This window comes from Streptomyces sp. NPDC049954 (assembly GCF_040656295.1).
Lineage (GTDB): Bacteria > Actinomycetota > Actinomycetes > Streptomycetales > Streptomycetaceae > Streptomyces.
Genome location: NZ_JBFALS010000001.1, coordinates 239,045 through 257,201 on the forward strand (window position 1 = coordinate 239,045; position 18,157 = coordinate 257,201).

17 protein-coding genes are annotated in these 18,157 nt (G+C 73.8%); 12 read left to right on the plus strand and 5 right to left on the minus strand.

Translation table 11 applies throughout. The annotated features are described in order from the left end of the window. The first annotated feature begins 768 nt into the window (after positions 1-768). The 5 genes from AB0J21_RS01030 to AB0J21_RS01050 all read left to right on the plus strand — a co-directional run bounded on the left by AB0J21_RS01030 (position 769) and on the right by AB0J21_RS01050 (position 5,757). Positions 769-2,760, plus strand: coding sequence for an ATP-binding protein (locus tag AB0J21_RS01030; protein WP_363143616.1), 1,992 nt, complete (start codon positions 769-771; stop codon positions 2,758-2,760). A gap of 121 nt (positions 2,761-2,881) precedes the next feature. Further along, on the plus strand, positions 2,882-3,301 hold the full coding sequence (locus tag AB0J21_RS01035) for a roadblock/LC7 domain-containing protein (RefSeq protein ID WP_363143617.1): 420 nt from the start codon (positions 2,882-2,884) through the stop codon (positions 3,299-3,301). Continuing rightward, a complete protein-coding gene (locus AB0J21_RS01040) occupies positions 3,298-3,657 on the plus strand; it encodes a DUF742 domain-containing protein (RefSeq protein WP_363143618.1) in 360 nt (119 codons plus the stop codon). The genes AB0J21_RS01035 and AB0J21_RS01040 overlap by 4 nt, the downstream gene beginning before the upstream one ends. Further along, positions 3,638-4,255 carry an ATP/GTP-binding protein gene (locus AB0J21_RS01045; RefSeq protein WP_363143619.1) on the plus strand — a complete coding sequence of 206 codons (618 nt, stop codon included), beginning with the start codon at positions 3,638-3,640 and terminating at the stop codon, positions 4,253-4,255. Before AB0J21_RS01040 ends, AB0J21_RS01045 begins: the two co-directional genes overlap by 20 nt. Continuing rightward, on the plus strand, positions 4,252-5,757 hold the full coding sequence (locus AB0J21_RS01050) for a cytochrome P450 (protein WP_363143620.1): 1,506 nt from the start codon (positions 4,252-4,254) through the stop codon (positions 5,755-5,757). Before AB0J21_RS01045 ends, AB0J21_RS01050 begins: the two co-directional genes overlap by 4 nt. Positions 5,758-5,794: 37 nt before the next feature. Here the strand turns inward: AB0J21_RS01050 and AB0J21_RS01055 are convergent, their stop codons facing one another. Then, a complete protein-coding gene (locus AB0J21_RS01055; RefSeq protein ID WP_363143621.1) occupies positions 5,795-7,030 on the minus strand; it encodes a cytochrome P450 in 1,236 nt (411 codons plus the stop codon). Between the two features lie 373 nt (positions 7,031-7,403). On the opposite strand from AB0J21_RS01055, the gene AB0J21_RS01060 reads away from it, so the two are divergent. Next, entirely contained in the window at positions 7,404-8,075 is a 672-nt protein-coding gene (locus tag AB0J21_RS01060; protein ID WP_363143622.1) for a TNT domain-containing protein, read from the plus strand. A gap of 9 nt (positions 8,076-8,084) precedes the next feature. After that, positions 8,085-8,336, plus strand: coding sequence for a hypothetical protein (locus tag AB0J21_RS01065; RefSeq protein WP_363143623.1), 252 nt, complete (start codon positions 8,085-8,087; stop codon positions 8,334-8,336). Positions 8,337-8,378: 42 nt separating this feature from the next. On the opposite strand, the gene AB0J21_RS01070 is transcribed toward AB0J21_RS01065, so the two are convergent. The 3 genes from AB0J21_RS01070 to AB0J21_RS01080 all read right to left on the minus strand — a co-directional run bounded on the left by AB0J21_RS01070 (position 8,379) and on the right by AB0J21_RS01080 (position 11,881). After that, positions 8,379-9,590 (minus strand): FAD-dependent monooxygenase, encoded by a 1,212-nt coding sequence (locus AB0J21_RS01070; RefSeq protein ID WP_363143624.1) that lies wholly within the window; start codon positions 9,588-9,590, stop codon positions 8,379-8,381. A 333-nt stretch (positions 9,591-9,923) separates the two neighbouring features. After that, complete coding sequence (locus tag AB0J21_RS01075; protein WP_363143625.1) at positions 9,924-10,985, minus strand: serine hydrolase domain-containing protein; 1,062 nt, start codon at positions 10,983-10,985, stop codon at positions 9,924-9,926. Further along, entirely contained in the window at positions 10,982-11,881 is a 900-nt protein-coding gene (locus tag AB0J21_RS01080) for an IclR family transcriptional regulator (protein WP_363143626.1), read from the minus strand. The genes AB0J21_RS01075 and AB0J21_RS01080 overlap by 4 nt, the downstream gene beginning before the upstream one ends. Positions 11,882-11,935: 54 nt before the next feature. Between AB0J21_RS01080 and AB0J21_RS01085 the strand changes: the two genes are divergently transcribed. From AB0J21_RS01085 to AB0J21_RS01105, 5 genes are read left to right on the plus strand one after another with little or no spacing between them, the layout of a single operon-like run. Further along, on the plus strand, positions 11,936-13,510 hold the full coding sequence (locus tag AB0J21_RS01085; RefSeq protein ID WP_363143627.1) for an ABC transporter substrate-binding protein: 1,575 nt from the start codon (positions 11,936-11,938) through the stop codon (positions 13,508-13,510). Continuing rightward, the gene (locus AB0J21_RS01090) at positions 13,507-14,514 is read left to right on the plus strand and encodes an ABC transporter permease (protein WP_363143628.1); all 1,008 of its coding nucleotides are present in this window, start codon (positions 13,507-13,509) and stop codon (positions 14,512-14,514) included. Before AB0J21_RS01085 ends, AB0J21_RS01090 begins: the two co-directional genes overlap by 4 nt. After that, positions 14,511-15,422, plus strand: a complete 912-nt coding sequence (locus AB0J21_RS01095; RefSeq protein WP_363143629.1) for an ABC transporter permease — start codon at positions 14,511-14,513, stop codon at positions 15,420-15,422. Before AB0J21_RS01090 ends, AB0J21_RS01095 begins: the two co-directional genes overlap by 4 nt. Then, positions 15,419-16,243 (plus strand): ABC transporter ATP-binding protein, encoded by an 825-nt coding sequence (locus tag AB0J21_RS01100; protein ID WP_363143630.1) that lies wholly within the window; start codon positions 15,419-15,421, stop codon positions 16,241-16,243. The genes AB0J21_RS01095 and AB0J21_RS01100 overlap by 4 nt, the downstream gene beginning before the upstream one ends. Continuing rightward, positions 16,240-17,127, plus strand: coding sequence for an ATP-binding cassette domain-containing protein (locus AB0J21_RS01105; RefSeq protein ID WP_363143631.1), 888 nt, complete (start codon positions 16,240-16,242; stop codon positions 17,125-17,127). The genes AB0J21_RS01100 and AB0J21_RS01105 overlap by 4 nt, the downstream gene beginning before the upstream one ends. 35 nt (positions 17,128-17,162) lie before the next feature. Here the strand turns inward: AB0J21_RS01105 and AB0J21_RS01110 are convergent, their stop codons facing one another. Continuing rightward, complete coding sequence (locus AB0J21_RS01110; RefSeq protein WP_363143632.1) at positions 17,163-18,140, minus strand: ROK family protein; 978 nt, start codon at positions 18,138-18,140, stop codon at positions 17,163-17,165. Positions 18,141-18,157: the final 17 nt, after the last annotated feature.

Genomic DNA, 18,157 nt, shown 5'->3' on the forward strand with positions numbered 1-18,157 from the left:
GTCAATTTCCGTTCATCTTCTGATCACATCATCGCAGGTGTGATGGCCGGACAACCCTACGGGCCTGGTGGGCGGCGTCGCGGCCCCCCGCCGGGCTGTGCGGCCGTGACGGCCGGCATCGCCCCGGGGTGCCGGCCCGCGCGCCCCTCGGTCAGGCGGTGGCCGCCGGTTCGGCCGCGCAGTCGGCGATCATGCGGAGGACCTCCCGCTGGTGCGCGGTCAGGTAGAAGCGACCGCCCCGGAAGACGCGGAGCGCGAAGTATTCACAGTGCCGCCCGCTGTCCGCCGTCGCGCACCATGTCGGCTACTCGTCCCCGAGTTCCTTCGTCGCGGCCTTCCGCCAGGAGACGGGGAGACCCCCGGGGCGCACTTCTCGGGAGCACCGGCCCTCTCGGCGTCACCGGCCACCGGGGACGGCAGGGGCTGAGACGCCTCAGCCGCGCACGGCCGCTCCCCGTCGCCGCGAGCCCGGGACTCGAACACCCGCACGCCATCAGCCCGGGCCGGTCCCGATGCGACGGGTCCCCGCGCCTTCCTGACCGGCGGCGCGTGCGCTCCTACCACGCGCGAAGCCGCCGGTCCGGGGAATCCACGGGAAACACCACCATCGTGGGGCAGTGATGCGCAGAGGTGGATCAGCCGGCTCGGGGCGTGATTAGCATGACGGCCGAATACGGATCCGCGCCCCATCTCCCGCCGCTCCGCGTGCCGTTCCCGTACAACCACCCGCGTACGCCCCCCACCACTCCGACACCGAGGGACCGCAGAATGTCAGTGTCTGCCCCCCAACGTCCGCGCCGCTCGGGCAGCCCCCGGCCCGTGTCCCCGTTGCCCGCTCTCGCCACCCTCCTCGTGGCGGCGGCCGGGGCGGGGGCGGTGTGGCTGAGCGCGCCCGCCCCGGCCCGGCCCTGGGTGGGGTGGACCGGGGTGGTGGCCTGGACGTGCCTGGCGCTGACGGCGGCCCGGACGCAGACGCTCGTACGCGGGGACCGGCGCAGGACCGCGCGGGCCGAGGCGGAGAGCGCCGCGGCCAGGTCGCGGCTGGCCGAGCACGGCGCGGAGGCCTCCCGGATCGCGCACGCCGTCCTGCCCTCCCTCGTCGAACGGCTGCGCGAGGGCAACGGGGCGGACGAGGCGCTGGCCTCGGTGCCGCTGCCCTCCGACCCCCAACTGGTGGCCGTGCTGCGGACCTTCACGGAGGAGCTGGCGCGCGGCCAGGAGCGGGTGGTGGGCGCCCGGCTGGCCGCCCAGGAGGCCGAACGGCGCTTCCACGCGCTGGACCGGGACGTCGAGCGGTACGCCGGGGAGACCGTGCCGCTCGTGGTGAGCCGCTTCCGCGAGAACAAGAACCACGGGGACGCGCTGCACCGCGTGCACCTGCCCGAGGACCCCCGGCTCGCGAAGGCGCTGGACGAGTTCGCGTGGACGACCCACACCGGGGTGCGCCGGGCCAAGGTCGCCTACGGCATGGTCCGGCACGTGCTGACCAAGGTGCAGGCCCGCAACACCACGATTCTGCACCACCTGCGGGACATGCAGTTCCGCTACGGCCAGGAGGCCCTGAAGGACCTGTTCTTCCTCGACGAGACCGCCTCCCAGCTCGCCCTGTCCGCGGACCGCATCGCCTGGATGGTGGGCGGCCGGGGCAGCCGGCTGTGGACGAGGCCGATCGTGATGGAGAGCATCCTGCGCGGGGCGATCGGCAAGATCCAGTCGTACCGGCGGGTCAAGACGCACAACGACAGCAAGCTCGCGATCGTCGGCCGCTCGGCGGAGGCGATCATGCACCTGCTGGCCGAGGTAATCAACAACGCCGCCCAGTACTCCCCGCCGATGGACGAGGTGCACGTCTACGTCGAGGAACGCACCGCCGGGATCATCGTGACGGTCGAGGACAGCGGGCTGAAGATCCCGCCGGCGGCCCTGCCCTATCTGGAGGACTGCATCGCGGGGCGCGTCCTCGACCTGGCCGAGTTCCGCAACCACCACTACGGGCTCAACGTGGTCGGCATCCTCGCGCACCGGTTCCGGCTGACCGTCAACTTCCGGCCCTCCTCGCGCGGCGGAACCGGCGTCGTGATCCTCATCCCCTCCGAGCACATCGCCCAGCGTCAGCCCCCGCACCCGCTCGACGCGGAGAAGAGCGGGCTGCCCGCCGTCACCTCCCCGGGCGCACCGCCCGTGGACCGCGCGCGCCGGCGGGCCGAACGTGCGGAGACCCTGGCGCGCGAGGCCGCGGCCCGGGCGGCAGACGGTGAGCGGACGGGAGCGGCGGCGGGGACCACGTCGGCGCCGGCCCCCACACCGGCGCCCGGCAGTCAGCAGGGCGAGGCGCCCCCGCTCCCGGCCCGTTCCGCGACGGCCAGGACCTTCGGCGAAGGCTCCGGTGAGGCCGCCCCGCAGACGTTTTCCGGCAAGGAGGAGCGCCCGCCCGCTCCCCCGGTGATCCCCGCTCCCGCAGGACCCGGGCCGCGCGTCTCCACCGAGCACGGACTGCCGGTACGGCCCCCGGGCCGCACCATGGCGGCGGTCGACCAGGCCTTCGCCGCGATGCCGGAGGAGGCCGGGCCGCCGCCGGTGCGCGACGTCGGCCGGCTGTTCGGCTCCTTCCACCGCGCCGTGCGCGCCGGGCGGAACCCGTCCGGAACTCCGCAGGAAGGATCCGCCACCGCTCCCCGCCCCACCGGCGGGCACGCGGCGGCCCCGGCCGGGGACCGGAGCACCGCGGGGCCCGACCCCGCCCTTCCCCCCTCCGACTGAGCCGGGGGCCGGGGGCCCGCACCGGGCCCCCGGCCCCGTACGTCCTCCCCCAGCCCGGCGAACGCGATAGGAGACAAGGGCACCCGGCCGGAGCGCCGCTCCGGTCCCGCCCGCGCACACCATGCCGACGACTGACAACAGCCTGACCTGGCTCCTGGAGAACCTGCTGGAGCGCACCCCCGGCACCCGGCACGCCCTCGTGCTGTCCCGGGACGGGCTCAAGCTCTGCTGGAGCCGCCACCTCACGCTCGACCAGGCCGACCAGCTGGCCGCGATCTGCTCCGGCATCCAGGCGCTCGCGCAGGGCGCCTCGATGGAGTTCGGCGACCACTCCGGCGGGGTCAGGCACTCGATGACGGAGTACCACGGCGGCCAGTTGCTCATCGTGGACGCGGGCGAGGGCGCGCATCTCGCGGTGGTCGCCGCCGAGGAGGCCGATCCGGGCTACGTGGGCCAGGAGATGACCCTGCTGGTCTCGGCGATCGGGACGTATCTGCGGGCCGAGCCGCGCACCCCGGTCCAGAACGCCGGCTCCTCGTGACACCGCGCGGCCCCATCGAGGTGGGCGCCCCGGACCGGATGTACCTCGTCACGAGCGGCAGGACCGAGGGCGACGCGCACACCTTCGACCTCGTGACGCTGATCGTGCGGGAGTCGGCGCAGTGCGCGGGGCTGTCCTCGGAGCACCGGCGCATCCTCGATCTGAGCCGGCATCCGATCGCGGTCGTGGAACTCTCCGCCGAACTCGAACTGCCGGTGGCCGTCACCCGCATCCTGCTCGACGACCTGCTGGCCGGCGGCCGGATCAGCGCCCGCAGGCCGCGGCTGCGCCAGGACGCCGCCCACCCCGACATCGCCATCCTGAGGGAGGTGCTGCATGGACTCCACAGGCTCTGAACCGCCCGCGCGCACACCGCTGTCCGATACGGCCGACAACGGCCTGAAGATCGTCGTGGTGGGCGGGTTCGGGGTGGGCAAGACCACCCTGGTGCGCTCGGTGAGCGAGATCCGTCCGCTCAACACCGAGGAGGTCATGACCCAGGCCGGGGTCGGGGTGGACGATCCGAGCGGGGTGGACCACAAGACGACGACGACCGTCGCCTTCGACTTCGGGCGCATCACGCTGAGCGAGCGCACGGTGCTCTACCTGTTCGGGGCGCCGGGCCAGGAGCGGTTCTGGTTCCTGTGGGACCGGCTGTTCTCGGGCGCGCTCGGCGCGGTGGTGCTGGTCGACACACGCCGGGTCGCGGACTCCTGGTACGCCGTCGACCGCCTGGAGTTCCACCGCACCCCCTTCGTGGTCGCCGTCAACCGCTTCGAGACCGACGGGCACTACTACTCCCTCGGTGAGATCCGGCAGGCGCTCTCCCTGCCGGAGCACGTCCCGATGCTCGACTGCGACGCCCGGGTGCGTTCCTCCGGCAAGAGCGTCCTGCTGAGCCTCGTCGATCACCTCTACACAAGGGCTCTGGCCCGGGAGGCGGCCACCTCATGACCGAACCGGTGAACCACTCTTTCCCGCCCTCCGGCCCGGACGACGGCGCGGTGCCGCGGCCTGACCGGCACCCGGGCGGGCTCCCCCACGACGGCGCGGCCTCGTACGACCCCCCGGGGTCCTACGACATCCCGGCCGGATACGGCACCTCGGCGCCGTATCCGCAGCAGGTCGCGCCGTACCCCGGGGAGGGGGACGGGAACGCGGAGGCGGCGTACGCCGGTTCGTCCGCTCCCCCGCATTCCCCGCAGGCCGCCGCGCGGGCGGCGCCCCCCGGGTGCCCGGCGCACGAGGGGGAGCAGCCGTTCCGGATCGGCGGTCTGGAGTTCCAGCGGCCCCCGGCCGACCTGTACCGCGCGCTGCGCCGTCAGTACGGCCCGGTGGCGCCGGTCCTGCTCGACGACGACGTGCCGGCCTGGCTGGCGCTCGGCTATCCGGAGGTCACCTACGTCACCGCGCACGACGAGATCTTCGCGCGGGACTCCCGGCGCTGGAACCAGTGGGACGCGATCCCGGGGAACTGGCCGCTGCTGCCCTATGTCGGCTTCCAGCCGTCCGTGCTGTTCGCCGAGGGGCCCGAGCACCGGCGGCGGGCCGGGGTGATCTCCCGGGCGCTGGAGGCGATGGACCTGTACGACGTGTCGCTCGTGTGCGAGGCGGTCGGGGACCGGCTCATCGCGCGCTTCGCGGGCGCGGGCCGGGCCGAACTCATGCGCGCGTATGTGCACTCGGTGCCCGTGCGGGTCATCGTCGAGCTGTGCGGGATGCCGGCCGGTGAGGAGGAGACCGAGGAGCTGGTGCGGGATCTGCGGATCTCCCTGGACGCCGAGGAGGGCGAGGACCCGGTGGCCGCGTACGGCAGGGTCGGCGAGCGCATTCACGCGCTGGTCGAGGACCGCAGGCTGCGGCCCGACCGGGACATCACCTCGCACATGACCTGCGATCCGGCGGGGCTGAGCGACGAGGAGATCGTGCAGGACCTCATCTCGGTGATCGCCGCCGGTCAGCAGCCGACCGCGAACTGGATCTGCAACGCCCTGCGGCTGCTGCTGCTCGACGACCGGTTCGCGGACCGGCTCGCGGGGGGCCGGGTGGGGGTGCCCGAGGCGCTCAACGAGACGCTGTGGCTGGACACGCCGACGCAGAACTTCATCGGCCGCTGGGCGGCCCGGGACGTGGAGCTGGGCGGGCGGCTGATCCGCGCGGGCGACTGCGTGGTCATGGGCCTGTCGGCCGCCAACACGGACCCCGAGGTGTGGCCGGAGGGGTACGTCGGGGAGGAGAACGCGGCGAACCTGTCGTTCAGCAACGGTGAGCACCGCTGTCCGCATCCGGCGCCGCAGATCGCCCGGGTCATCGCGCAGACCGCCATCGACACGCTGCTCGGCAGGCTGCCGGACGTGGCGATGGCGGTCGAGGGCGAGGCCCTGCGCTGGCGCCCCTCGATCTGGATGCGGGGTCTGGAGGAGCTTCCGGTGACCTTCTCCCCGACGGTGATGTGAGGCGACTGCGAGGTGAGGCCGGTGGTGGCGGGCGGGCTCAGGCGGGTACCGGGGCGGCCGGGGTGAACCGTACCGGGAGCGACTGCGGTCCCCGCGTGAACACCCCTTGTTCGCGCGGGTCGAAGCCCTCGGCGAGCCGTACGTCGGGCATCGCGTCGAGCAGCTGGTTGACCCCGGTCTCCACCTCGGCCTTCGCGAGCAGCGCGCCGACGCAGAAGTGCCGGCCGAGGGCGAAGGCGAGGTGGTCGGCGGCGGCGGAGAACGCGGTCGTCGTGGTGAGGTCCTCGCGGAACAGGTCGAAGCGGTCCGGGTCCGTGTAGCGCGCCGGATCGCGGTTGGCCGCGCCGATCAGACAGGTCACGGTCGCCCCGGCCGGTACGGGGCCGCCGGTGAGCCGTACCTCCACGGCGGTCTGCCGCATGATCATGTGGACGGGCGGGGTGTACCGCAGCGTCTCGGCGAAGGCGCGCGGTATCAGCGAACGGTCGGCGCGGACGGCCGCCAACTGCTCGGGGTGGGCGAGCAGGTTGGCGAAGATGCTGGCGATCGCCTTGTCGGTGGTCTCGCCGCCGGCCGCGAGCAGCAGGCTGCAGAACGCCTTGATGTCCTCGTCGCTCATCCGCACCCCGTCCACCTCGGCGGCGCACAGCGCGGAGAGCAGGTCGCTGCCGGGGTTGGCCCTGCGCTCCCGGATGATCGGGAGCATGTAGGCGGCGAACTCCTCCCGGGTGCGTTCGCCCGCGGCCTGCACGTCCTTGTCGCCGGAGAGGTTGCCGAGGAAGGCGATGACGGCGGTGTACCAGCGGTGGAAGCGCGCGTGGTCGGCCTTGTCGAGGCCCAGCATGTCGGCGATGACATTGACCGGGAAACGGGTCGCGTAGGCGTCGACGAGGTCGGCCTCGCCCGACTGGCGGAAGGCGTCGATGAGTTCGCGGGAGTTGCGCTCGATCACGGGCAGGAAGGTGTCGCGCAGCTCGGAGCCGCGGAAGGCGGGCGCCACCAGGGCCCGGCGCACGGAGTGCTCGCGGCCGCTGAGCTGGAGGATGGTCCGGCCGTGCACGGGTTCGAGCTGCCAGTCGTAGTTGTCGGTGGTGAACTGGCCCTCGCGGTCCTTGAAGACGCGCTCCACGTCGTCGTAGCGCGAGACCAGGTAGCTGCCGGTCGGCTCGTGCCACAGCAGCGGGGCGCTCTCGCGCAGGACGGCGTACGTCGGGTAGGGGTCGGCGGCGAACTCGGGCGACAGGATGTCGGTTACCTGCGGGGCGGTGGACATGGCGCTCCTCTGTCTGCGGCGGACCACGGTCAACGGGACATGAGGGTCAGGTTATTGACGCTGCGGCCCGCTTTTGAAGACCGCGGAGGGGTGGATCGTGCGGCGGGAGAGTGGTGGAGGCACCGGATACCGCACCGCGAGGGCGGCCTGGACGCGGCTCCCGCCCGCCGCGAAGGCGGCGGGGACGTCCGGGGTTTGCATGCGGCGCCCTCACTCGTTCGGTGGGGTTTTGTCCCCGGAACACCCTTTGGCGAGGGTGTGCGCGGGGGCCGCCGGTAGTTTTCAGCGGGTCGATCACCGGGCGGACCGGGCGCGCCGTCACGGCGGTCGCGCCGGGTGCGCCCGGGTCCGCAGAACCCGGAGGATGCTTCGCGTGACGTCGAAATCCCTGCCCCTGCTGCTGGCCGCCCTGGCCGCGACGGCGCTGTCCGCCGCTCCCGCCCCGGCGGTGGAGAAAACGGTCAAACCCGCCCCGTCGGGCACCCGTCCGGCTCCGTGCACGGGTGAGTTCCGGGGTGACGCGCGGCTGGGGCCGCGTCATCTCCCCGGCCCCCGGCAGCAGCCGGTCGGCCCGCTGCTGCGGGGCTGGCAGCGCACCGGGGGCCTGTCCCCGGCCGCGTTCCTGAAGAAGTACTGGGAGGGCGACGCCTCGACCGGCAGCTGGAAGTACCCGCCGAACGACGGTTTCACGCAGACCAACGGCAAGCCGGACCGTACGGCGACCCGCTTGCGGCGCGGGGAGCGGCTGGACCGCTTCGGCTCGGTGTACGGCGGCTTCCTGGCCCCGGCCGGGGACTCGTACGCGAAGCGCGCGCTGCCGCCGCAGAACCTCAACACCCGTGAGCCGGTGTCGCCCTGCGACTACCACGTGTACGAGGTGCGGAAGCGGTTCACGGTGTGGCAGGGGCCGATCGCCCCGTGGTTCGCGCAGCCCGGCGGCGGTCGGCAGATCAAGCTGGACGCGGAGTTCCTCGACCCGGGCGAAGGGGAACGGCTGAACGTCAAGTGGCTGCTGGACCACGGCTATCTGTCCACGGTCGCGTAACCTGCGGCCGTGGACAGAACGGCGTTGGTGAGCGCGTTGCGGGCCGCCGGTCTCCCGGACACCGTGTACTGGGTCGAGGGCGTGCACGAACCGGCGCCGCCGCCGCCCGACTTCCTGTACCTGCGTACCGCACCGGCGGACGGGGCGGGCGGGGCCTGGGAGACGGGGGCCTGTGAGCGGGGTTCCTGGCAGCGGGTGGCCCGGCACGACTCGGAGGCGGCGGCTTGCGCGCATCTGCGGCACCTGCTGCTCGGGGGCTGACCTGTCGGCGCCTCCCGCTCGGGGGCGGGAGGCGCCGACGCGTCAGTCGCGCCCGGCGGTGGACCGGCTCTGGACGGTGCGGGCCAGGCGTGGCCCGAGCCAGCGCTTGAGGCGCCGCAGGGACTCCAGCTGTCCTGCGGCGCGGTCCATCCGGTAGTAGAGCTGGGGCGGTACGTAGGGGAGCAGCGGGGAGTGCCGCTGGCCGAGCAGGGCGAACATGTGCTCGGGGGCGAGATTGATGTAGCGCGGCAGGTTCTCGTACCACTGCGCGCTGTACCGGGCCGCGCTCTGCACTGGCAGCAGGGCTTCGCGGCGTTCGCGTCCGTAGCGTTCGAGGGCCGGGGCGAGGGGGCCGCCCGCGCGCAGTGCCCCGGCGAGGGCCATCGCGTCCTCCAGGGCGAGGGTGGTTCCGGCACCGATCGAGTAGTGGGTGGTGTGGGCCGCGTCGCCGAGCAGGACGAGGTTGTCCCGGTGCCAGGTCCGGTTGGTGAGGGTGCGGAAGCTGAGCCAGTGCGGGGTGGCGTGGGCGTGGGCGCGGCCGATGAGGGGGTGGCCGTCGAGCAGCCCGGCGAACAGCTTCTCCAGGGTGGCGAGCCCGGTGGCCTCGTCGGCGGTGTCGAGTCCAAGGCCCCGCCAGGTGGTGGGGGCGCACTCGATGACGCAGGTGCTGCCCTCGGCGCCGAAGCCGTAGGCGTAGCACCAGATCCAGCCGTGCGGGGTCTCGACGAAGGCGAAGCTGAAGCTGTCGAAGACCTTGGGGGTGCCGAGCCACAGGTACTTGTTGCGTCCGTGGGTGACCTCGGGGCGGAAGTGGTGGGCGTGCCGCTCGCGCAGTGCGCTGCTCACGCCGTCGGCCGCGACCACGAGGTCGGCCGGGGGCAGGTGCGAGGGGTCGATCTCGCTGTCGAAGCGCACGTCGACGCCGAGTTCGCGGGCGCGGTCGGTGAGCAGGGCGATCAGGCGGTGGCGGCCGATGCCGAAGCCCTCGTCCCCGTGGTGCACGGTGACCCGGTCGCGGACCCGGGCCGTCCCGTCGCTCCAGCGCACGGACGCCTCGCGTACGGCCCGGGCCGACGCGGGGTCGTGCCGCTCCAGTTCGCCGAGCAGTTCCCCCCAGTAGGTGACGCCCCAGCCGTAGGTGGAGCCGGCCGGATTACGTTCGTGGACGGTGATCTCGTGGCGGGGGTCCTGCCGTTTCATCAGGAGGGAGAAGTAGAGGCCGGCGGGCCCGCCACCGACTACGAGGATCTTCACGCACGCGCTCCTGTCCTTGACCACCGAACTGCCCGAAACGGGACGCAAGGTAGCAAGCAGGTCCGGCGGTGGAGGGCTCGGCGGGCGGGGGCCCGCCGGGGTCCACCCGAGCGGCGGTCGTCCGGGGCGGAAGAAACGACGGGGCGTCATGAGCGGAAAACAGGATCGACATATCGTCAATCCGGGGTGGCGGCGCCCAGACGGCGGGAGGACCACCCGAATGCCCTGACCGACCGCCCCTCACCGCCTGCGCTCTCCCGCGTGGCTCTCACGCACAGCGACGGGCCCGCCCTTCCGGGCCGCCTGGGACCCGAGCCCCGCAGGCACCCCCTCTCAGTCCCGCACCGCGTGGAACTCCCGTCGCAGCTCGGTGAATCCGGTGCGTTCGCGGCTCGGGTGCACGCGGTTGGTCAGCAGGACCGCGTACCGCCCTTCCCGGGGGTCGCACCAGACGCTGGTCCCGGTGAAGCCGGTGTGGCCGAAGGAGTCGGGACCGAAGGACGGGCCCACGGGTGAGTCGACCGGGTCCTGTCCCTGCCAGGCCAGGGCGCGGCGGAGGTTGAGGCCGTCGGTGTGCGGGGCCGTCATGAGGGCGGAGGTCTGCGGCCGCAGCACCCCGGGCAGTCCGGCGGCGAGGGCCACGCCCAGCCGTTCGACGTCGGCGAGAGGGGCGAAGAGGCCGGCGTGCCCGGCGATCCCGCCGAGCACCACGGTGTTCTCGTCGTGGACCTCGCCGCGCACGACGTGCCCGCGCCAGGGGCAGTCCTCGGTGGCCACGCAGCGCTCGCGCTCCTGCGGAGCGGGGCGGAAACCGGTGTCGCGCAGGCCCAGCGGGGAGAGCACCAGCGCGTCCAGGAGGGCGTCGAGCGGCTGTCCGCCCGCCTGCTCGGCGATCAGGCCGAGGAGCATGAAGCCCTGGGAGGAGTAGACGACCCGCTCCCCGGGCGGCGCCAGGAGCGGCAGCGTACCGAGCGCGTCGAGCAGGGCCGCGCGCGTGGGGTGGGAGCGGTACATCGGCACCTGTCCCGGCAGCCCGGAGGTGTGCGTGAGGAGCCCGCGGATCGTGAGCGGCGCCTTGTCGGTGCCGCGGTAGCGGGCGAGGTGGACGCCCACCGTGTCGTCGAGGGCGAGCGCGCCCCGGTCGGCGAGCGCGAGCACCGCGAGCCCGACGACCGGTTTCGTCACCGAGGCGAGGTCCCACAGGTCCTCGCCGTCCAGCGGCTCCCCGCCCCAGCTCCTCGTCCCGGTCCAGCCCCGGTCCAGGGGCCCGCTCGCGGTGCCCACCGACCAGGCGGCGCCGGAGAACAGGCCGCGCTCCCGCCCCCGCTCCAGGATCCGGGACCGCTCCCCCGCGTGCGTCGCGTCTTCTTCGGCGCGGTTGATGTCGGCGCTCATCGTGTCTCCCCTGCCTCGAAGGCCCGCCCGGGCACCAGGCCCAGCCGGGGGCCGCGCTCGCCGAGCGCCGCCGACACCGAGCCGGCGGCCGCGCGCACCATCGGTCCGTACAGGTCGACGCTCGCGTCGTCGAGGGTGAAGGCGAGGCCCGTGAGCACGAGTGCGCCCACGACGCGTCCGGTGCCCTCGCGCACCACCGAGGCGACGGCCCGCTGGTCCTCCCGGACGAATCCGTCCTCCACGGCGTATCCGTGCCGCGCGGCCAGCTCCACGGCGGCCCGCAGGCGCCCGGCCGGCACCGGGAGCACGGCGGCGCCGGGCTCCTCGGCGAACGGCTCCCAGGGGTCCGGCTGTCCGGCCTCGGACCGGGCGATCTCCGCCTCCGCCTCGGCGGCCGGCGAGGCGGCCAGCACGGCGAGGCCCGCTGCCGAGCCGAGCAGCGGGGACCGGGAACCGGGCCGGGGCCCCACGGCGTACTCGCGCGCCGGTTCGGAGACGTCGAGACAGACGGTGGCCGCCCCGTCCCGCACCGCGTAGTGGGCGCACAGCCCCGTGCGGGTGCGCAGGTCCGCCAGGACCGGGCGGGCCAGGCGCAGTTCGGGCCCCCCGTCGAGAGCGGCGGCGGCGAGCCCCAGGAGCCGGGGGCCGGCGCGGTAGCTCCCCCCTTCGGCGGGCTCGGCGAAACCCGAGTCCGCGAGCGAGCGCAGCAGCCGGTGCACGGTCGGTTTGGCCAGGCCGGTGCGGCGGGCGAGGTCGGCGAGGCGGTGCGGCGCACCCCCGGCGACGAGCGCGGAGAGCACCTCCATCGCCTTGTCCACTGGCCCCGTGACGGACTGACCGGCAGTCGGCCGCCCGGCCGGCTGCGCACTGGAACGGGTGTTGACCGGTTTCCCCATGTCGCCTAGCTTACCCCCACTGCATTCCATCTGCCGGAACGGGTGTGTTGTTCAATGGAACGAATACGTGGAGGGTGGAGCGGAGCCCGTGGCCGGCCCTCGCGCCGCACGATCCTGCGGTACGGCAGCGCGGTGCTGCCCGCGGTGGCCGCCCCGGCCCTGCTCACCGGCTGCGGCACGGACCCCGCGACCGGCGCGGGGAACGTGCTGCGCGTCTCGCAGACGGGCGACCCGAAGACCATGGACCCGCAGAAACAGGGCGACATGGTCTCGATGAACGCGCTGGTCAACATGTTCGACACGCTGACCACCCGGGGGCGTGACGGGAAACTGCGGCCCCGGCTCGCGCTGTCCTGGAAGGCGCTCTCGCCGCGCGTGTGGCGCTTTCGGCTGCGGCCGGGGGTCACCTTCCACAACGGGGAGCCCTGTGACGCCGAGGCCGTGCGCTTCAGCATCCGCAGGCTCCTCGACCCGAAGACCAAGTCGCCGATCGTGGAGCTGCGTTACGTCGAGGACGTGAGCGTCGTGGACCGGCACACGGTCGACTTCCACACCTCCGTGCACGATCCGATCCTGCCCGACAAGGTGTCGCTGTTCGGCGGTGTCGTGGTGCCTCCGCGCCACCTCGCCGAGGTGGGCGACGCGGGCTTCGCGGCGCACCCCGTCGGCACCGGCCCGTTCACCTTCGCCCGCTGGCAGCGCGACCACGAACTGCGGATGCGGGCCTGGGACGGCCACTGGGACGGCCGCCCGGCACTGGACGAACTGGTCTTCAGTCCCGCGCCCAACGCGTCCTCCGCGCTCGCGGCCCTGCAGAGCGGGGGCGTGGACCTCGTCGCGGGCCTCACCCCCGACGCGGCGCAACAGCTCGACGGCTACACCGGGGTGACGCTCGACCACTACCCCGGCATCCGCACCTCCTACCTGTCCCTGGACACCCTCTCCCCCGGGCCGCTGCGGGACCGCCGGGTGCGTCAGGCCCTCAACCACGCCATCGACGTACCGCTCCTGGTCAAGGCGGTGCTCGGCGGAAAGGCCGGCGAGGTGCCGGCGATGATCCCGCGCGGCGCCTTCGGCTTCGACCCCGAGGTGACCCCGTTCACCCGTTCCGTGCCCACCGCCCGCAAGCTGCTGGCCGAGGCCGGTCACCCCGACGGGTTCCGCACCACCCTCACCGCGTCGAACGCCGACGCCAACGTGGCCGAGGCGCTGTCCGGGCTGCTGGCCCGCGCCGGTGTCCGCGCCACGGTGAACCTCCTCGACCCCGGCACCTACGCGCAGCGGCTGACCTCCGACAACCACGGCGCGCTCGGTCCGATGTACCTGGCCGCCTCCACCGTGTGGACCCTCGACGGCGAGAGCATGCTCCAGTCCAATGTGCGCAGCGACCGCAGGCAGAGCCGCTGGCACCACAAGGCGGCGGACCGCCTGGTCGACCTGGAGGAGCTGTCCGTCGACCCCGGCACCCGCCGGCGCGCCTTCTCCGAACTGCAACAGCTCATCAAGCGGGAGGCGCCCTTCGTCCCGCTCTACCAGCTGGACAACATCTACGCCCGCAACGACCGGCCGCGCTGGAAACCGGGTTCCGCCGGAGTCCTCGACATGGCGAGCGCTGAGGTGGGCCGATGAGCACCACCGCCCCCACCGAGGACCCCACCGTGACCGGCGGGCCCGCCCCCAGCGCGACCGCGCCCCGGAACACCGCTCTGACGATCCTGCGCACGGTCGCCACCCGGATCGGCACCGCGCTGCTCGTCCTGCTGTGCACCGCGACCGTCGCGTTCTTCCTCGTCCGGCTCTCCGGCGACCCGGTCAAGGTCCTGCTGCCCCCCGACGCGAGCGCCCATCAGGAGACCGTCCTGCGCCACAGTCTGGGCCTGGACCGGCCACTGCTGCGGCAGTACCTCGACTACCTGTGGGGCATACCGCGCCTCGACTTCGGCGACTCCCTCTTCTACAACCAGCCGGTGCGCTCGGTGCTCGCCGACCGTATCCCCGCCACCCTCCAGCTCGCCGCCGCGGCCCTGGTCGTCACCCTCGTCCTCGCGGTGCCGGCGGGCATCGTCGCCGCGATGCGCCGGGGCCGGGCCACCGACCGCACTGTGATGACCGGCATCCTGCTCGGCCAGTCGACCCCGCCCTTCTGGGTCGGCATCCTCCTGATCCTGGTCTTCGCCGTCGGACTGCACGCCCTGCCCGCCTCCGGATACGGCGGCTTCCGCAACCTGGTGCTGCCCGCCGTGACCCTGGCCGTGTACTCCGTCGCCGTCGTCGCGCGGTTGCTGCGCTCCTCCCTCGTCGACGTGCTGAGCGCCGACCACATCCGCACCGCCCGTGCCAAGGGCTTCGGCCCCGTCAAGATCGTGCTGACCCACGGTCTGCGCAACGCCTCGCTGCCGGTCGTCACCGTCGTCGGCCTGGAGGTCGGGAGCCTGCTGGGCGGCGCGATCCTCACCGAACAGGTCTTCTCCTGGCCGGGCGTCGGACAGCTGACCATCGAGGCCATCTCCAACCGCGACTTCCCGCTCGTCCAGGCCACCGTGCTGCTGTTCGCCGCGACCTTCGTCGTGGTCAACCTGCTCGTCGACCTCTCCTACAGCCTCCTCGACCCGAGGGTGAGGACCTCCCGATGACCACCACCTCCCCCGCGCCCGCGACGGACGAGCGGACCGTGCCCGCCCCCGCGCCACGCGCCGCCGCCCTGCGCGTACTGCTGCGCAACCGGCTCGCCGTGGCCGCCCTGGCCTTCCTCGCGCTCCTCGTCCTGTGCGCCCTGTTCGCACCGCTGATCGCCCCCGCCGACCCCAACGCGCAGGACCTGCTCGACCGGCTGCGACCGCCGGTGTGGCAGGACGGCGGCAGCGCCGCCCACCTCCTGGGCACCGACCAGCTCGGCCGCGACCTGCTCTCCCGCGTCGTCTACGGCACCCGGGTGTCCCTCCTGGTGGGCGCCGGGGCCGCACTGCTCGCCGGGCTCATCGGCACCACCGTCGGACTCAGCTCCGGCTACTTCGGCGGCTGGACCGACCGGGTCCTGATGCGGCTGGCCGACGTCCAGCTCGCCTTCCCCGCGATCCTGCTGGCCCTCGCCGTCGTCGGCTTCGTCGGCTCGGGCCTGTGGTACGTCGTCCTCGTACTCGGGATCACCGGCTGGGTGTCGTACGCCCGCGTCGTACGGTCCGAGGTGCTCTCGCTGCGCTCCCGGGACTTCGTGACGGAGGCCCATGCGATCGGGGCCGGACACGGCGCGATCATGCGCCGCCACCTGCTGCCCAACGTGATGGCCCCGCTCGCCACGATCGGGACCCTGCACGTCGCCGCCGCCATCGTCGCCGAGGCCTCGCTCAGCTATCTGGGCCTGGGCGTGCCGAAGGAGACGGTGACCTGGGGCTCGATGCTCGCGGACGGCCAGCTCTACCTCGGCACCTCGTGGTGGGTCGCCGTCTTCCCCGGGATCGCCCTCATGCTCACCTCCCTCGCCGTCAACATCACCGGCGACGCCCTGCGCGACGTCGCGGACCCGAAGGCGTACCGCCGATGACGACCGAACCCCACGCCCCCGCCCAGCCGGTCCTGGACATCCGTGACCTGCACGTCGACTTCCGCCTCGCCACCACGACCGTGCACGCCGTGCGCGGACTGAGCCTGTCGGTCCGCGCCGGCGAAACCCTCGCCGTCGTCGGCGAGTCGGGCAGCGGGAAGTCCGCCACCGCCCTGTCCGCGATGCGGCTGAACCCCGAACCGCCCTGCGTGTACACCGGCGGGCAGGTCCTGCTGGACGGCCAGGACGTCCTGACCCGAGGCGAACGGGCCCTGCGCGGCATCAGGGGCGCCGACATCTCCATGATCTTCCAGGACCCGATGACGAGCCTCGACCCGCTGCAACGGGTCGGCCGGCAGGTCGCCGAGGTGCTGCGCCACCACGGCACGCACAACCGGGCGCAGGCCAGGGACGCGGCGCTCGCCGCCCTGGACGAGGTCGGCATCCCCGACCCCGAGCGGCGCTACCGCCAGTACCCGCACGAGCTGTCCGGCGGACTGCGCCAGCGCGTCATGATCGCCGCCGCGCTCGTCGCACGGCCCCGCGTACTGATCGCCGACGAGCCGACCACGGCCCTCGACGTCACCGTGCAGCGGCAGATCCTCGACCTGCTCGTCACGCTCCAGGCCCGGCACGGCATGGCCGTCCTCCTCATCACGCACGACCTCGGAGTCGTCGCGGAGACCGCGGACCGCGTGGTCGTCATGCACCACGGCCGGGCGGTCGAGAGCGGCACCGTGCACGAGGTGTTCGCCCGCCCCACCGATCCGTACACCCGGCAACTGCTCGCCGTCACGCCCCGATTGGAGCCCGTCTCATGACCACCGAGGCCCCGCCCCTGCTCGTCCTCGAAGGGCTGCGCAAGGAGTTCGGCGGGCGGCCGGGCAGCGTCGCCGTCGACGACGTGAGCCTGAGCGTCCACGAGGGCGAGACGCTCGCGCTGGTCGGGGAGTCCGGCTGCGGCAAGACCACGCTCACCCGGCTGCTGCTGCGCCTGCTGGAGCCCACCGCGGGCAGCGTGCGCTTCGACGGCGCCGACCTGCACGCCCTCGGCCCGGCACCACTGCGGCGGGTCCGCCGGCAGATGCAGGTCGTCCTCCAGGACCCGTACTCCAGCATGAACCCGCGGATGCGGATCGTGGACATCGTCGCCGAGCCCCTCGTGACCCACGAGCCGCAGGCCAGGGGCCGGCGCGGCCGGGCCCGCACGCGGGAGCGGGTCGGGGAACTCCTCGAAGCCGTGGGACTGGACGCGAGCATCCTGGACCGCTACCCGCACGAGTTCTCCGGCGGCCAGCGCCAGCGCGTCTCCATCGCCCGCGCGCTCGCCCTCAACCCCCGGCTGGTCGTCCTGGACGAGCCCACCAGCGCCCTCGACGTGTCGGTCCAGGCCCGGGTCCTCGACCTCCTGGCCGACCTCCAGCGCCGCCTCGGACTGACCTACGTGTTCGTCTCGCACAACCTCGCCGTCGTCCAGCAGGTGGCCGACCGGGTCGCCGTGATGCGCCGGGGCCGGATCGTGGAGATCGGGGAGGCCGCCCAGGTCCTCACCGCGCCCGTCCACCCGTATACGCGCCAGCTTCTCGACGCGGTCCCGGTACCCGATCCGGCGCGGGCCCGGCGGCTGCGGGAGGCGGGCCCCGCGCACAGCGGCGCTCCGGGCGGGGAGCCGGCCCGGCGGCGGGCGGGCGGCGACGCCGGATGAAGCCCGTGACACCCGTGACCCCCGTGACCCCCGCGCTAGCCGCGCTGGCCGCGCGACAGGACGAGCCCCGCGCCGCCCAGCAGCGCGACGTCGTCCACCGCCGCCTCGCTCACCATCACGCGGGGCAGTTCACCGCCGCCGAGCACGTCGGCGCGCAGCCGGGACTCCACGAGGGCCCGGAAGCTCTCCCCGCCCTCGCGCGCCTCGCCGTGCAGGACGAAGAGGCCGCAGGCGAACAGCTGCTGCACGGTCGCGAGCCCCAGCACCAGGTTCTCCGCGTACCGCGCCACCACCCGGGCGGCCCGCTCGTCCTCGCACGCCACCAGGGCGGCGAGCGGGTCGGCGCGGCCGTCGAGCCCGTCGAGCCCGAGCTCGGCCGCGCGCCGGCGCAGCCAGCGCGTCGTGGCGAGCGTCTTCCAGCAGCCGCGCCGCCCGCAGGTGCACACCTCGCCGCTCGCCGACACCGTCATGTGGGCGCCGCTGCGGCCGCCGTCGGGGGCCAGCACCTCGCCGCCGTAGAGGATGCCCACGCCCAGGACCTCGCCCGTGGACACCGAGGCGAAGGACCGCCGGCCGCGCCCGGGACCGAACCACCGGTCGCCCAGCACCTGCACCCTGGCCCGGTGCTCGACGCGCACCGGGGCGCCGGTCAGCGCCTCCAGCCGTTCGCTGACCGGGTAGCCGCGCAGCGAGGGGGCGTCGTTCACCTCGACGATCCTTCCGGCCGCGGGATCGACGACGCCCGCCGCCGCGACGCCGACGCCACTGAGCCGGTGCCCCGCGAACACCCTGGCGGCCCGGGCGAGCGCCGCGTCGACCTCCCCGGGCAGCCGGGAGGCGGCGTCGAACACCGCCTCGGCCCGGTCCAGTACGCCCCCGGAGCGCGCGACGACCGCCGCCCGGACCCGGCCGGGCACCAGTTCCACCGCCCCCAGCACCGCGGGGGCCTCCCGTCCGACCGGGCCCGCCGCGGGCTCGGGCACCAACCGCAAAGGAGAACGTTCATGCGCCATACGCCGACTCTGCCACG

Excerpts from the sequence above, each read along its gene's own strand:
- AB0J21_RS01075 (WP_363143625.1), bottom strand. The coding sequence starts at position 10,985 with ATGAGCGCCGACATCAACCGCGCCGAAGAAGACGCGACGCACGCGGGG.
- AB0J21_RS01105 (WP_363143631.1), top strand. The coding sequence starts at position 16,240 with ATGACCACCGAGGCCCCGCCCCTGCTCGTCCTCGAAGGGCTGCGCAAG.
- AB0J21_RS01110 (WP_363143632.1), bottom strand. The coding sequence starts at position 18,140 with ATGGCGCATGAACGTTCTCCTTTGCGGTTGGTGCCCGAGCCCGCGGCG.
- AB0J21_RS01080 (WP_363143626.1), bottom strand. The coding sequence starts at position 11,881 with ATGGGGAAACCGGTCAACACCCGTTCCAGTGCGCAGCCGGCCGGGCGG.
- AB0J21_RS01050 (WP_363143620.1), top strand. The coding sequence starts at position 4,252 with ATGACCGAACCGGTGAACCACTCTTTCCCGCCCTCCGGCCCGGACGAC.
- AB0J21_RS01055 (WP_363143621.1), bottom strand. The coding sequence starts at position 7,030 with ATGTCCACCGCCCCGCAGGTAACCGACATCCTGTCGCCCGAGTTCGCC.
- AB0J21_RS01045 (WP_363143619.1), top strand. The coding sequence starts at position 3,638 with ATGGACTCCACAGGCTCTGAACCGCCCGCGCGCACACCGCTGTCCGAT.
- AB0J21_RS01030 (WP_363143616.1), top strand. The coding sequence starts at position 769 with ATGTCAGTGTCTGCCCCCCAACGTCCGCGCCGCTCGGGCAGCCCCCGG.
- AB0J21_RS01085 (WP_363143627.1), top strand. The coding sequence starts at position 11,936 with ATGGAACGAATACGTGGAGGGTGGAGCGGAGCCCGTGGCCGGCCCTCG.
- AB0J21_RS01100 (WP_363143630.1), top strand. The coding sequence starts at position 15,419 with ATGACGACCGAACCCCACGCCCCCGCCCAGCCGGTCCTGGACATCCGT.
- AB0J21_RS01095 (WP_363143629.1), top strand. The coding sequence starts at position 14,511 with ATGACCACCACCTCCCCCGCGCCCGCGACGGACGAGCGGACCGTGCCC.
- AB0J21_RS01090 (WP_363143628.1), top strand. The coding sequence starts at position 13,507 with ATGAGCACCACCGCCCCCACCGAGGACCCCACCGTGACCGGCGGGCCC.
- AB0J21_RS01035 (WP_363143617.1), top strand. The coding sequence starts at position 2,882 with ATGCCGACGACTGACAACAGCCTGACCTGGCTCCTGGAGAACCTGCTG.